The 14767-nt window shown below is 45.2% G+C and carries 12 protein-coding genes; 6 read left to right on the top strand and 6 right to left on the bottom strand.

The features are described 5' to 3' along the window. Positions 1-17 precede the first annotated feature (17 nt). Positions 18-3227 carry an HsdR family type I site-specific deoxyribonuclease gene (locus ABDB91_RS17080; RefSeq protein ID WP_347488875.1) on the bottom strand — a complete coding sequence of 1070 codons (3210 nt, stop codon included), beginning with the start codon at positions 3225-3227 and terminating at the stop codon, positions 18-20. After that, on the bottom strand, positions 3224-3799 hold the full coding sequence (locus ABDB91_RS17085; RefSeq protein ID WP_347488876.1) for a restriction endonuclease subunit S: 576 nt from the start codon (positions 3797-3799) through the stop codon (positions 3224-3226). The genes ABDB91_RS17080 and ABDB91_RS17085 overlap by 4 nt, the downstream gene beginning before the upstream one ends. Positions 3800-4514: 715 nt before the next feature. On the opposite strand from ABDB91_RS17085, the gene ABDB91_RS17090 reads away from it, so the two are divergent. The 6 genes from ABDB91_RS17090 to ABDB91_RS17115 all read left to right on the top strand — a co-directional run bounded on the left by ABDB91_RS17090 (position 4515) and on the right by ABDB91_RS17115 (position 11210). After that, on the top strand, positions 4515-5648 hold the full coding sequence (locus tag ABDB91_RS17090) for an FmdE family protein (RefSeq protein WP_347488877.1): 1134 nt from the start codon (positions 4515-4517) through the stop codon (positions 5646-5648). A gap of 202 nt (positions 5649-5850) precedes the next feature. Beyond that, positions 5851-6795 (top strand): nickel ABC transporter permease, encoded by a 945-nt coding sequence (nikB, locus tag ABDB91_RS17095; RefSeq protein WP_347491643.1) that lies wholly within the window; start codon positions 5851-5853, stop codon positions 6793-6795. A gap of 54 nt (positions 6796-6849) precedes the next feature. Beyond that, entirely contained in the window at positions 6850-7731 is an 882-nt protein-coding gene (nikC, locus tag ABDB91_RS17100; protein ID WP_347488878.1) for a nickel transporter permease, read from the top strand. A gap of 14 nt (positions 7732-7745) precedes the next feature. Beyond that, positions 7746-8741 (top strand): ABC transporter ATP-binding protein, encoded by a 996-nt coding sequence (locus tag ABDB91_RS17105; protein WP_347488879.1) that lies wholly within the window; start codon positions 7746-7748, stop codon positions 8739-8741. Beyond that, on the top strand, positions 8686-9603 hold the full coding sequence (locus tag ABDB91_RS17110; protein WP_347491644.1) for an ABC transporter ATP-binding protein: 918 nt from the start codon (positions 8686-8688) through the stop codon (positions 9601-9603). Before ABDB91_RS17105 ends, ABDB91_RS17110 begins: the two co-directional genes overlap by 56 nt. A gap of 50 nt (positions 9604-9653) precedes the next feature. After that, complete coding sequence (locus ABDB91_RS17115; RefSeq protein WP_347488880.1) at positions 9654-11210, top strand: ABC transporter substrate-binding protein; 1557 nt, start codon at positions 9654-9656, stop codon at positions 11208-11210. A gap of 412 nt (positions 11211-11622) precedes the next feature. On the opposite strand, the gene ABDB91_RS17120 is transcribed toward ABDB91_RS17115, so the two are convergent. From ABDB91_RS17120 to ABDB91_RS17135, 4 genes are all read right to left on the bottom strand, one after another. Then, positions 11623-12060: a hypothetical protein gene (locus tag ABDB91_RS17120; protein ID WP_347488881.1), complete on the bottom strand. Its 438-nt coding sequence runs from the start codon at positions 12058-12060 to the stop codon at positions 11623-11625. A gap of 265 nt (positions 12061-12325) precedes the next feature. Next, positions 12326-13153, bottom strand: a complete 828-nt coding sequence (locus tag ABDB91_RS17125) for an SAM-dependent methyltransferase (RefSeq protein ID WP_347488882.1) — start codon at positions 13151-13153, stop codon at positions 12326-12328. A 54-nt stretch (positions 13154-13207) separates the two neighbouring features. Next, on the bottom strand, positions 13208-13816 hold the full coding sequence (locus ABDB91_RS17130; RefSeq protein WP_347488883.1) for a methyltransferase domain-containing protein: 609 nt from the start codon (positions 13814-13816) through the stop codon (positions 13208-13210). A 679-nt stretch (positions 13817-14495) separates the two neighbouring features. Further along, positions 14496-14729 carry a hypothetical protein gene (locus ABDB91_RS17135; RefSeq protein WP_347488884.1) on the bottom strand — a complete coding sequence of 78 codons (234 nt, stop codon included), beginning with the start codon at positions 14727-14729 and terminating at the stop codon, positions 14496-14498. Between the last annotated feature and the right edge of the window lie 38 nt (positions 14730-14767).

Raw genomic sequence — 14767 nt, forward strand, 5'->3', positions numbered from 1 at the left:
CCATGGTGCTCTATAAATTAACTTTCCGCCAATTCATCCGCTAATTCGTAAATTGCTTCACGCAAGCCGTTCCGATATTTAATTTTAGACAAGGACTGTACGTTTTCATCATGCGCAAGTGTCTTATAATCAGAACTTGCCTGAGCAATGATGTCACGAATTTGACCGGTATCATCCAAATCCTGCCAGCCGTAGCGATGACGACTAAACAACTCCCGCATCCCGGCACTGGTGATAATATCCGTGATTCCCCACTTCACCCGGAAGTCAAGAAGCATTCTATCCAGGCTAACATCGTTCGCTTGCCGGATGATTTGTTCACTGCTATTTAGTCGCGCAGGATACTTAAAGTTAGAACCCACCGGTGGAAAGTGACCTTTGATGATGGCCACAGCCGCATTGATAATCTTCGTCGCATAATTACGATCATCCAACCCATTTGCAAATTGGTTGATCTTCTCCTGAGTTTCTTTGGCTTCCCGAGCTTTGCCTTCATGAACCTGGTTCAATAATTGCTCCACCAGTTCAGTAAGATAATCATAATCCACCTTAACATCCTTCACGTGAGTCATCCGCAGTTCGATTTGATAAAGAGGGGTTTTTTTCTGTTTGACAATATGAGACTTAAGTTCATTGGTTAAGACAGTTGTCAACATGGTTTCCTGCTCTGAAGTCATCCCCAACCGTTCTACCAACTCATCGGGATTGTCATAGTTAAATCCATTTTTTTCACCCTCAACGTCATCGGGAGCATATTGCTTTAATTTCGCCATGCCCCTGTTATATTCACGAAGCAAATCAAGCATATAATCCTTTTGCTTTTCAGAGGGGGGCAACTGTTGAAATCCAGTGGTTAAACTGCTTAATTTCTCAACAACTTCTTTCACTTCGTCAAACACATCTTCGAATGGTTTAGCAATGATGCCGTCTTTTTGATTCGACTCACGTTGTTCATCAACAGACAAAATGGCCGAGTCTTTATTTGCATAAATGGCAAGGGCTTTATTCATCAGCTTCTCGTTTTGCGCAGGCCAGCGGTAATTGACCACACGTCCCCATGGTTTCTCTTGCATATCCGCAATACGATTCGTTCTTGAATAGGCTTGAATTAACCCGGCGCCTTTCAAGGTTCTATCCACATAAAGGGTGTTCAGTTCAGGTGCGTCAAAACCGGTTAATAATTGGTCCACTACAATAACCAAATCCAGGTATTTTCCGTCCGTGACCGATTTATTTAAACGTGAAATCACGTCTTGCGTATAACCCGCAACATCATCCATCCCGAAAGATGTGCCAAATTCAGCATTATAAGCTTTAATGGCATCGTGCAAGCCTTGATTTGCGGCCAGCATGCTATCATTGTTCGACGTATTTTGACTGAAAGTAACGGCAATTTTTAACGTCTGTCCACCCTTCTCCCTATTTTCTTCGTTGACACGCTGAAACTGATGAAAATACATCATTGCCATGGGCGTACTTGCTTTACCACCGCCCACGTGAGTAGTAAACAAAGCATTATACTTTCCCTCATTAGAACGGTTACGCCAATTTTTGAAAATATCTTCCACTACCAGCTTGATGTGATCCGGATTTTCATCGTAGAAACTTGGCTCAATGGCATCATCCATATCCTCTTGAGAGAGATTGTTGATTTTCTTTTGAATTTGTTCTTCGCTCCATTTGGGATGCCGTTCCCGGTAAAAGGCGGAAAGATAGTTTTCTTTCATTTGTTTTTCATCAATTGTCGTCTTAAAATCCACTTTAAAGCCTAAAACATTGCGGTCAGCAATGGCTTCACGAATGGTATAGGCGTGTAATAATGAACCAAAAATATCTTCTGTGCGCAGCCCGGTGGTCGTTTCGTCAAACATCGGTGTTCCGGTATAACCCACCCAAGCGGATTTTTTAAAAGCTTTTTGGATATTCTTGAAGGAGTCCCCACCTGTCGAGCGGTGTGCTTCATCCACAATAAACACGATATTTTTATCCGGGGCTTTAAAGGTTTTACGTTTCACCAACGTATCCAGTTTTTGAACGGAAGTCACAATAATGTTATTGTCCTTGCTCTTAAGCTTACGACTCAAATCGGTCGTATTGTCTGTATTTTGAACGCTGCCCACTGTGTCTTCTGTGGCATCAGGGTCATAGGCTTGGTAATTTTCATTGGTTTGCTTGGTTAAAGCAATTCTATCCACCACAAAAACAACCTTGTCCACTTTGGGCATGCGGCTGGCCAGCCATGCCGTTTTAAAACTGGTAATGGTTTTACCGGAACCGGTTGTGTGCCAGATATAACCAACTTTATTCATACCGAGTTCAAAATCAACACGTTTTAAGCTCTCAATAACGTTTTGTGTCGCATACACTTGATAAGGACGCATAACCTTCAGCATTTGTTTATTCTTTGTTCCGTCCAAAATCATGTAGTTGGTAGCCATTTGATGGGCCATGGGAATGGAAAGCATGGAATCCGCAAATTCTTTCCAGTTGCGCACGATGGTATTATCACTCTTGCGTTGCCAGTTAAAAGCGAAGTCCTTGTTAAATTTATCCGGCGTCGTATTGGCCATATACTTCACATTGTTTGGCGTAATAGCCACCAAAATTTGCAACGTCGAGAAAATATCACGATACTGATTTTCATTGGCATATCGGCGCATCTGATTAAGAGCTTCATTGACATCCCGGGTGTCACGCTTTTCTTCAATTTGAATGATGGGCAAACCATTAATCAAAAGAGTCGTGTCAAAACGGCATTTTTGTTTTCCTGTGATAACCGCCGGCCGCTCAATTTGATTGACAACTTGATAAACCGTATCCCCGGCCCCTATCTGTTTTTGATCAAAAACCGTAAGGAATACATGACGTCCGTCATCCAAATCAATCTCGATTTGCGACACACCATTTAAGCCATACAAGAACTGTCCCGCTTCGTAAGGTGTCCGAATGCCCGAGATGATTTTCTTCACTTGATTAAATTCCACAGCACTTAACGGATGGTCCAGGGTGTTTTGATTGTGTTGTTCCAAAATCGTCTTAAAGTTATCCCAGAGTTGTTCTGTAGTTTTAATATGGGGTTCATATTTCCACAGTTTCGTTTTCACCACATAATCAGCCTTCGATTCTTTGACAATAAAGTCGCCGATGCCTTCCAGATGCTCTGGTTTGGTAATTGTACCACTGGTGATGTATTGAATGAGTTCTGTTTCAAATTGATTCTCGTTCATTGCTTGCTCGCCTCCCTAAGCCTTTCTAATACGATGGCCGTTTCTGAATTTGCCGCTCTATTTCTTAATGCTTCCAGCCGCAATTGGTTGAAATAAAGTTCACCGATAAGCCGTTGTTTTTCTATGGATGGCAAATCCGGTAACTCAAGTTCTTTCACTTGTTTCAACGTATATTTTAGAACTTGCGAGCCCTGCAATCCTATTTGCAACTGTTTCTTAATAAATTGATCTTCATTAAGCAAGTAAACAAGATATTTTGAATCAACCTTTTCATCCGTTACCAGCTTAACGTAGTTTTGCGTGTACAGATACCCCTGATGATTTATACCAACCAGAGTAGATTTTCCTGATATCAAACTAAAAACCACATCACCTTGACATAGGGTATTCACCTTATCAAAGGTTCGCACTTGTTTGCTGTTACCGCGCTTAGAATCCATGCCAAGCAAATCATCTTCAATATCTGATTGTCCATAATAGGTGTAAAACGGCGCTTTATCATCAAACGTTTCTTTAATCCTAAATTGCGGCGAACCACTCACGAACTCAACCACGTTCTCTAATTTTTTCATTCTCATCCGTGCCTTTTTAAAATTAACATTTTAAGCATACTTATATTCTATCGGATCAAATTTAAAAACGCAAGCATTTAGGGACTGGAAGAAGCAGCAGTTCGGGGTTCTTAAATGTTTTTCAAAGAAAAACAAACAAAAATTCCACCCGGATTTGTTTTAAAAACCGTTACCACTGTCCTTGACAAAAACGGTTTTTTATTATATGTTCTTAATGTTAAAGGAATAATTGAATTATTCTTGGTTACGTTAGTCAGACGAAAATATTTGCGAGAAAAGCCACGAATGTTCTTAAGAACAACGAACTGTGCGTGGCTTTACATTTTCATTAGATTAAATTATGCCATGAAGGTATTAGCCTGTTGGAGGCCAATCCGCTTCATGGCATTTTTATTTTGTTAAAAGGTTTACCTCGGCAGGGCCTTTTAGCCTCCTATTCTATTGCCGGTTTGACATGCGCCGGCGATAGAATCGACGTCCTTTTAAAAGCTGGCGGGCTGGGAAAAGCCCGCCGACCCGTTTTTTCTAGTTACATGACATGCAGTATCAACGCTGAACAATTATAAAACAAATGCCACGCAAAACCCGCAGGGAAGAAAAAATCATATCTTTCCTTACCATACTCAGCAAGGAGGCGATGACAAAAAACCTATATCGCAAAGCGGAATGCAGAGCGGAATTATTGAAGCAACCATTTATCAGGAGGAGATGCTAGATGAAAAAAACAAAGATTATTTTGGCGGTAATGTTGTTATTGTTGACCATCCCGGGAACGGTTTGGGCCGGGGAAATCAATGGCGATATTAAAAACTATATAAGCAGTGAAAAAATCACCACGCAGCACCTGCTGGGCGGCAAAGCCGCGGCGCTGGCCATGGAAAAACTGCACTTTGCCAAGGGCGACGCCAATGTACTGGCCATGACCAACGCGGGCTGCGCCATAATAAGCGGGCAAACAACAGAAAAAAGCATCGACGGCCTGGCGGCCGTAAGCGGCTGTACGATCGGCAACAGCAACCTGCTGCTGGTGCAGCGGGCCAAAAACATGCCGTTGTGGTTTGCCTTCTACCATAAAGGAACCGGAGAGATGCTTTACCTGGAAGCAAACAACTCGGCGGCGGTCATGAATGCCGCGGAATTAAAATCTCTGGCGAATGAAAAAGTATTCAAAACAATAGCGTTTGAAAATATCGGCATGGACAAATTGCTGGCCAGCGACGGGGCCTGGGAAGCCAAAGCTAAAAACAAAGTCTTCGGCGGCAATGAATTCAGCCTAACCGGCATCGCCCATATCTGGGCCCATCCCAACTGCACGTACGATTTTCTGCGGGCGGCTCAATTCCATAACCACATTTGCCCCGGCGTAAACAGCGGTTATCTGATCATCAAGTACCTGGACAAACACTTGCCCCTAAATGCCGGCCAATCTTACAGGATCATCGCCTGCCCCTCCTGGTGCAAAGACGATGCTTATCAGACGATCCTGGATACCACAGTGGGTAAAAAGGGCATATATGCCATGGCACTAACCAGTGAGCAACTCAGTTCTCTGCCGGAAAGCGCCCGCAATGTGGCCGGATTGTATATCCGCTGGAATGAGCAATCCGGTACCGGTGAAGGTTTAGTGCTGGGATTTGATTTCAACAAGGCTAATGAACTGGCGGGGACAACTAATATGACCGGCACCTTTGCCAAGATAAAAACCGCCCTGTCCATGATGGATTACGTCAACCAACCGGAAACAATGGTTTCAACCCTCAAACAGTTCAAAATCAACAGCCCTGCTGAGCTGGAAGCGCTGTTCGCGGCGGGCGTAAACCCGCTGGAGTCTGTGGGACTGGCAAAATAAGGAGGGTAAAATTATTGAACAGTTACTTAAAAAACGAGCCCGACACAAGTGCAAAACCGCTGATGGAAATACTACTGTTTTTACAGCCCGGAGGAATATTCAAAAAGCGCGCTGCTGGACTTGGAATGGAGCCTGACCAGGTTTGCCGGCGTGGCCAAAGAAAACCGTGTGTACTCCTTTGCCGGAGACCTGTTTTTTGAAGATGCTTAAATATATTGTAAAACGGTTGGCCATGTTGATTATTGTCACCATGGGGGTAACTTTAATTACCTTTAGCATGATGCACTGGGCACCGGGTGACCCGGCCGAGCTCATGGCCATATCCAGGTATGGCTTGGAAAGTGTCAACGAGCAAAATATCGCCCGAATCCGTGTGGAAGAAGGGCTTGACGCCCCGATTTTCGTGCAGTACTGGCACTGGTTGGAACATACTTGGCGCGGGGACTTGGGACGTTCCATTGTTACCGGGGATTTGGTGCTGGATGAAATCCGATTAAAAATACCCGCTACTTTTGAACTGGCCTTGGCGGCTTTAATTATATCATTAATCATCGCTTTGCCGGCGGGCATCATTTCTGCGGTTAAACAATATTCCCCGGTGGATTATTTGACCATGACGGGTGCGTTGCTGGGGGTTAGTATACCCAACTTTTGGCTGGGATTGCTTTTAATCCTTTTATTTTCCGTAACCCTGGGCTGGCTGCCCGTTTTTGGTTACGGCACCTTCAAACACATGGTTCTGCCTGCCGTAACGTTGGGTGCGGGTATGGCGGCCATCACCACCAGGTTAATCCGCTCCAGTATGTTGGGTGTTTTAAGGCAGGACTATATTATTACCGCCCGATCCAAAGGTTTGTCCGAAGGCAGTATCATCCATAACCATGCCCTGAAAAACAGCTTGATACCGGTGATTACGGTCATTGGTTTGCAAATTGGACATTTGTTGGAAGGGGCGGTAATTGTAGAAGTAATCTTTGCCTGGCCTGGCATCGGCAAATTGCTGGTGGATTCCATTTTTGCCCGGGATTTTTTCATGATCCAGGGCTGTGTTTTATTGTTTGCCGTGATATTTGTTATCGTCAACTTGCTGGTGGATATTTCCTACATCTACCTGGATCCCCGGATAAGGCACAAAAAGGAGTACTGAGCTGGGTTTATAAATTTAAACCATTATCCAATAAAAGCCAAGGAGAAACAACCATTGTCTACTTTAACCAAGCCCATGGGCAGGGTATGGAAAAACGGCGTTGCTTTAGCCGGCTTAAAAAAGAATAAATTAGCCGTTTTGGGTGTTGCGATTATAGCTTTGCTAGTGCTGGTGGCGGTATTTGCGCCGGTTTTGGCGCCGCACCATCCCCATGAGCAAAATTTAGAGCAGGCGCTTTTAGCACCTAGCTGGGAATATCCGTTGGGTACCGATGATTTTGGCCGTTGTCTGCTTAGCCGAATCATTTATGGCACCGGAATATCCCTGGCCATTGGCTTGATTGTCACCGCCATATCCGTCATCACCGGTGTTGTTTTGGGTTTATTGGCGGGTTTTTACGGTGGGTTGGTGGATGAAGCAATTATGCGGCTGGTGGATATTTTTTTAGCTTTCCCGGGTTTGATTCTAGCCATTGTGGTTGCCGGGTTGCTGGGACCGGGCATGTTCAATGTGCTGCTGGCCTTGGCACTGGTGGGTTGGATGGGCTATACCCGGGTGGTGCGGGGGGCGGTGCTGGCGGAAAAAGAAAAACCCTTCGTGGAAACGGCGGTTTCCTTGGGTGCCGGTGATTTATATATTATGACCAAACACCTTTTACCCAATGTTATTTCCCCGGTACTGGTTATGGCCACTTTGGGCACAGGTCAGGCTATATTGGCCGCGGCAAGTTTGAGCTTTTTGGGATTGGGTGTGCAGCCCCCGACCCCGGTTTGGGGTTCCATGCTCAATGACGGTAAACAATATTTACAAACCGCACCGGGTTTAACTATTTTTCCCGGTCTGGCCATCATGATCACGGTATTGTCGTTTAACTTTTTAGGCGATGGATTGCGGGATCTGTTAGACCCTAGATTAAAGAATAAAAACGTGGCATAGGGGGAATTGGAAAATTGCCGCTACTTTGTGTGCAAAATTTAACCACCACCTTTAACACCCATCACGGTGCCATTGACGTATGCCGCAACATTAATTTAAGTATACAAACAGGAGCAACCATGGGTTTAATTGGTGAAACAGGATGCGGTAAATCTGTTTTAGGGATGTCTATTTTGCGGCTATTACCCCGGGAGGCTACGGTGCGGGGTCAGGTTTATTTTAAACAGCGGAATATTTTAACCATGGATAGGGCCACATTGCAAAATTTGCGGGGCAGTAAAATAGCCCTGTTACCCCAAAGCCCATCTACATCCCTAAACCCGGTTTTAAAAATCGGCCGCCAAATAGCGGAAGGGATAAAACTACACCAAAAGACAAACCGGTTCCAAGCCTGGTGCGCAGGAGTGGAGTTGCTGAAGTTTTTTAAAATACCCCAAGCCTCGCACATGGCTCATGTTTACCCCCACCAGCTCAGCGGCGGCATGAAGCAGCGTGCCTTGACCGCGGTGAGCATGACGGGTGAACCGGAATTGCTAATTGCCGATGAACCCACCAAAGGATTAGATGCCCTGCTGCGGGCCCAGGTGGTAACAGTGCTTAAACAAATGGTGCGGCAAACAGGCGCCGCTCTACTGCTCATTACCCATGATTTAAAGGTAGCCGCTAACTTGTGTGATCAAATTGCCGTCATGTACGCCGGCGAAATAGTGGAGCAAGGCGCCACCGGGCACATCCTGGTTCACCCGCGGCACCCCTATACCCGGGGATTGATGGCGGCACTGCCGGAAAACGGCATGTATCCGATCCCCGGTTATGGTCCCGGTTTGTTTAATCTGCCTCCGGGATGTAAATTTCATTTGCGCTGTAGCCTGGCAGAACCCCTATGTGCTCAAAAAAGCCCTCCTTTGCTGGAATCCGGTACAACCAAGGTGAGGTGTTGGTTCGTTGATTCAAGTGGTCAACATAAGCAAAATATTTCAAACCGGTCTTTTCAAGAAACGGCAGTTTAAAGCCCTGGATAATATCAACTTTGGTATTGATCCGGGACAAACCTTGGGTCTGGTGGGGCAAAGCGGTTGCGGCAAAACTACCTTGGGCCGGATTATAGTAAAGCTGATCGCCCCAACCACGGGTGAGGTTTACTTTCAAGGGCAAAATTTGGCCTCCCTGTCACCGGCCCGGCTACATCAAACCAGGGGCAAAATGCAAATAATGTTTCAACACCCGGAAACTGCTTTAAACCCGTATTTTAATATTTACCGTAGTCTTAGCGAACCCATGCACATTCAAGGGATGGTAAAGAATCCGGTGCAAGAAAAGGAAATGGTGCTCAGGCTATTGGAACAAGTGGGGCTTCATGAAGAGCACTTAAGCCGCTACCCCCATGAATTAAGCGGCGGTCAAATCCAAAGGGTGGTGTTGGCACGCATTTTATCTTTACAACCGAAATTTATTGTCGCCGACGAACCCACATCCATGCTGGATGTTTCGGTACAAGCCCAAGTGCTACAGATTTTTAGGGGCATTCAGCAAAAATTCGGAATTGCTTATTTGTTTATTTCCCATGATTTAGAAGTGGTGCGCCAAATGAGCCACGATTTAGCGGTGATGTACCAGGGACGGATAGTGGAAAAAGGACCGACGGAAAAGGTTTATCAAAGGCCCCTTCATCCTTACACCATGTTACTGGTTAGTGCCTTTGCATCTTTAAATAACGGGCAATTGGTCCCGCCCCATTCCAAGGCAGCCTTCAGAGAAGGAAATGGTTGCAGCTATGCCCCTTTTTGCCCTTTGGCCGGCGCTAAATGCAGCCGGACTCCCAAGTTAAAGGAGGTATCAAACCAACACTCTGTGGCTTGTTGGCAAGTATAAATAACGAACCGGTCATTCACTTAAACAGTAGTATGCTAGGAGGTCATGTTGTGAAATTAACAAGGACGGCTATCTTTTTTATAGTCACGTTGTTATTAGTGACTACATTGACAGGGTGTGGTGGCAACAATGCCGGTAAAACCGGCCAGGCTCCGGAGCAAATTTTAAAAGTCGCCATTGGCACCGACATTAACACCTGGGATATTGTGCAGTTTCCCGATGGAGACGCCCGTTTTGTGTGGTCCCAAATCTATGAAACGTTAGTGCGTTTGGATGAGGATTTACATTTAGTGCCCGGACTAGCGGAATCTTGGGACAGCGCCGATGGCGGCAAAACATGGACATTTCATTTAAAAGAAGGTGTGAAATTCCATGACGGCACGGATTTTGACGCCCAGGCAGTGCTTTTTTCATATGATAAAAGAGGGTATGTGGTGGAAGCTAAAACACTGCAATTAGAAGGAATTGAAGCACTGGATGCCCATACGGTACGTTTTATTTGTGCAAAACCCATGCCCTTGCCTACTTATTTAACCCATATCGCCTGGCCGGTGGTCAGTCCCACCAGTATTGACGCATCGGGTAATTTCACGAAGCCCATTGGTACCGGTCCTTTTCAACTGGCTCAGTACAACAAAGGGCAGGAGGTTATTCTGGAGCGAAACCCCAATTACTGGGGTGAGCAGCAAAAACTTGACCAAGTCATCTTCAAAATTATTCCCGATGCCACCACCCGGATGATGGCCCTTACATCCGGCGATGTGGACATGAGTATTAAAGTGCCGGAATCCGAAGTAAGTCGGTTGGAAAAGGATCCTAATTTAACGGTGCACAAAAAAACCACCACCTTTACTGATTTTATGCAATTTAATTGTACCAAAGCCCCCTTTGATGATCTTCACGTTAGAAAAGCGGTGGCCTATGCCATTGATACCGAAGGAATTGTGAAAAATATATTACAAGGCATCGGCGAGGCAGCCCGGGGACGTCCCTATGCTCCGGTGATGATGTATAGCAGCCCGGATTTACCGCTTTACAGCCAGGATTTAGAGCAAGCTAAAAAACTACTGGCCGAGGCGGGTTGGCAAGATAGCAACAACGATGGGGTAGTGGAAAAAGACGGGCAACCATTAACCATTGATTTGGTTCTTACACCATCCTGGGGTTCCCGGCAGCAAAAAATAGCGGAAGCCTGCCAGGCTCAACTGGCCCAAGCCGGTTTTAATGCCAGGGTTAACCAGCTGGAAGGCGCAGCGGCGGAGCAGGCGGAGAGGGAAGGTAATTTTGACATCATCATGCGCACCGGATTTTTTGTGTGGGGTCCCTATCCGCACCATGTTAAAATTCATCACTCTAAAAATTATAAAAGCCACTACAGCAACCCGGAATACGATGCACTGGTGAATAAAGGGGAAAGTGAAATTGATGAGCAAGTGAAGCAACAGACCTATACAGCCATTCAAAAGATGATTCTGGAGGAACTGCCCGCTTTTTATTTGGTGCATGAACAAAAAATTATCGCCACCAGAAACACTGTACAGGGTTACCGGATCACGGCGGAAGATCCCTGGCTTAATTTGCAGGGCATTGAAATAGTTCAAAAGTGATGCTGTGCGGTGGCCCGTTGTGGTAAAGCCGGTGGTTGCAACGCCAATACCAAACTAGCCAACTACCCGGGGTATCCCGGATGGTTGGCTAGTTCTTTAAACAATTTAAACAACTTAAAATAAAAAACCACAAAAGCATAGCCCCGTTTCTGCGGACTAAATGCCGTCATGGCTTAAAGATGCTTTTCTACATACTCTTTCATTTCCAGGACGGTTTTGAATTTTAGGGAGTTGGCTATTGCTTTAGCGGTTCCGGTGGCGATATTGTCCCGGTCTTTATGATAACCAAATTTGCATGTTCTCCACGTACCGTCTCGACCCAAACCGCAGTAAATAGTCGAACTCTTTTCAGGCTTCATATTAAAATGGGCAAGAAGTCTTTTTATATCACCGTGTGAAAACCTTATTGGCATTAAAAACCAATCGCTTTCTTAATTTTCTCCCTGTCACCGTTACATCTGAGGAGCTTTAATAAATATACTTGTTTCAATTCCGGTTCCACTTTAGAAAACAAATCCAACTTTTCAAGGTAAATAACCAGGAATTCAATTACGCTATTGACTAAATCCTCGACTGCTTCCGCAACAGTTTCAGCTTCGCCGTAAAGATCGATTTCATTTAATGAAACGGTATGGACACCTAGTTCACCATCGTAATCAACGATAGGATTGAAAGATAATTTGTCTAAAAGCTTGCTCAAATAAGAGGTTCTGATATGGGATACCTCTTCGTTTTCACTGATTGCGTTGTAGGTGATTACTTCAATTCCCTTTAACGCGATATTGTTAAGCTCGGAATAATATCTTTTCGTGTCTCTGATATTGTACCTTGGTATGGCAACAGGCATCATTTTAAGGTCCTCCTTTCGGAATTCCATCTCATTCCCTCGCTTTCATTATAATACAGGTGACTACCGTGGTCAATGTAACCAGCATGATCACCACAATCTTAAATAGTATATGCAATAAAATTAAGAATAATCATCATTAATGAACGGGGAAATTTTGCAATAACCAAGTTCACCCTTCCGTTCCAGGCGGTATAACCGGACTGACATTTAGTTTTATGAAATCATTGTTAAATGAGCAGACGGCCTGTTTTTAATCTGTTCTTTTTTACTCGCCGGCCCTGGCCAGATCCCGGCGCATAGCAGCTTCATAAGGTTTGCTCGTTAAAAAATCACCCACAAACAATAGTCCCATGCGGTTATTTTCCGCTTCTATTTTTTTAGCCATATTCTTCACCGTACCACGTATCACCCGCTGCCGCTGGGAATCACCCGCCCAGTACACAATGGCGCAAGGGGTGTCTTGAGTGTAAAGACCCGCCAGCTTGAAAAACAGCGCTACCGGATCTTTAAAAACCATGTAGATCACCATGTTGCCGTGAATATCCTTTTGCCCCGGCCAGGCCAGTGGAAAATCCTTTAATTTAATGGCGGAGGTCTGTAGCACAAAGCTGTTGCCGTAGGAGGGAATAATACTTTTACCCAATGCTGCCAAAGCTGCCGCTTCACATCCCATGCCCGGTATAATTTCCAGCTCGCGTTCATCAAATTGTTCCACATACCAGTGACTAGGAGCAAAAAAACAAGGGTTGCCGGAATCCAGCAGAGCCACGTTTTGACCTTGTTCCAGCAGAGCTCTAATTTTACCCACTCGCTCATCCCTGGCTTTAAACCGATTGTTTTGAAACTCCCGGGCTAGTTTGGGCTCTAAATCCATACAGGGCACACCGTTATGCTCCCAAAATCCTTCCCAGGGGTCAAAAAGTACGGGTTTATCCTGAATATAATCCGCAAATAAATCTGCCTTTTCCAGGGGGGCCACAATGGCGTCAGCCTGCCTGATTGCTTCCAGTGCTTGCAAAGTGGCAGTTTGAGGTCCGGCGGGTCCAATGCCCACCACATAAAATTTACCCCGGTGATTACGATCATGCTGCATATTAATACCCCTTTCTATGTTCATAGCCGGTTTTTTAATCCTCGGCTGCGGTGCTTAAACCGCATTAGTTTTTATGGCTGTAAATAAATAAGCGTATGGCCCGTCTTGAATAAGTACCTGCTCCAAACCTGCCTGGCGGGCCATGTGTCGCATTTCCGGTTCCGCCGGCAGCATATCGTTACCTACCACACCGCCCAAGCTTCGATGAAATTCATTTAGTTCTTCCCGGGGCGCCGGGTTGCAAATAATTAGCCGGGCACCGGTTTTAAGCACCCGGGCCATCTCTTGCATGGCCTTTGGTTGATGGGTAAAATGGGGGAAGGCGGAATTGCAGATGATTTCATCAAAATTGTTGTCCCCGAAGGGCAACTGCATCACGTCCGCCACCAAGAAATTAACCCCGGTAGCCTTAAATTTACTCTGCGCCCGGGCAATCATTTTCTCGGCAAAATCAATGGCGGTTAATTCTCCCTCTTTGCCAATGATATTTAGCAACCGGGGAATTAAAATACCGGTCCCAGTGGCCACATCCAATACCCGGCTGCCTTTGACTATGTTTAAACCGGTAATTAAATCAAATAACAGTTGGCATTTTTTGTCCTCCAGCACAGTGCTGTCCCACTTTGCCGCCATGCTATCAAACCATTCCCTGTGCTTCATCATTTTATTTGACCCCTCCTTAAGCAATTTAAACAACGCAAAATAAAAAGCCATAAAAGCATAGACCCGTTTCTACGGGCTAAATGCCTTCACGGCCTGATTAATTAAAAATTAGATATATGCAAAAGACTATCTTAATTGTACCATGGTTTTGGGGCTTGGGCAATTTGGTGGCGGCTTGCTTTACCGTATTCGGAATGTTCAGTAAAAACGCTTCCCTTACCATGCGCGAAATTATGGACAATATCCCCCAGTTGCCCAATTTTTAATGGCTCTATCGGTAAATGCGAGTCCACCGTCTTTCGTGATTATCAACCTGGCCAACGGTTTAAAGCTGTGGGAACATACCAGATAACAGTCTGGCTCACCCTTCCGTTCCAGGTGGTATAATCAAACTGACATTTAGTTTCATGAAATCATTGTCAAATGAGCAGACGGCCTCTGAACGGGTCCGGGCTATTGCAGCAAGATAGGCATCGGCAAAATCCACATTATTATCAGCCATGTCTTTTAGTGCCTGTATTAAAAGATCCGGGTCCTTACGTCAAGCTTAACTCCTTACTTTATGATTGTCAATTTTTTCCGTTTTAGATATTGACAGCATTTCCTCATATTAATAAGCCATGGCTGCGCTTTTGCGACGCAGCCATGGCTTATTGCTTCCTTATATTCAATATTACCTTCAGTTCAATTTCATGCCCTTGATTTTTTGCAGCAGGCTTTCCCCTTCCCTGATATGCTCGTTAAGATGGTCTATTTCATGCCGGGAACCGTTCGTCCTTTGCAACTCCTGCAGTTCAGTGCGGTGCGCGGCGATGGAACCCTCCACATCCTGATAAACCTCCATCGCCTTTTGAAAATCAATACCGTCTTTCATTTGTTCCTCAAAACGATGCTTAACACTGCCACAACTCAATTTTTTATCCCTCCCAACGGTTTTCATTATTTTGTCAA

It is taken from the genome of Desulfoscipio sp. XC116, assembly GCF_039851975.1.
Lineage (GTDB): Bacteria > Bacillota > Desulfotomaculia > Desulfotomaculales > Desulfallaceae > Sporotomaculum.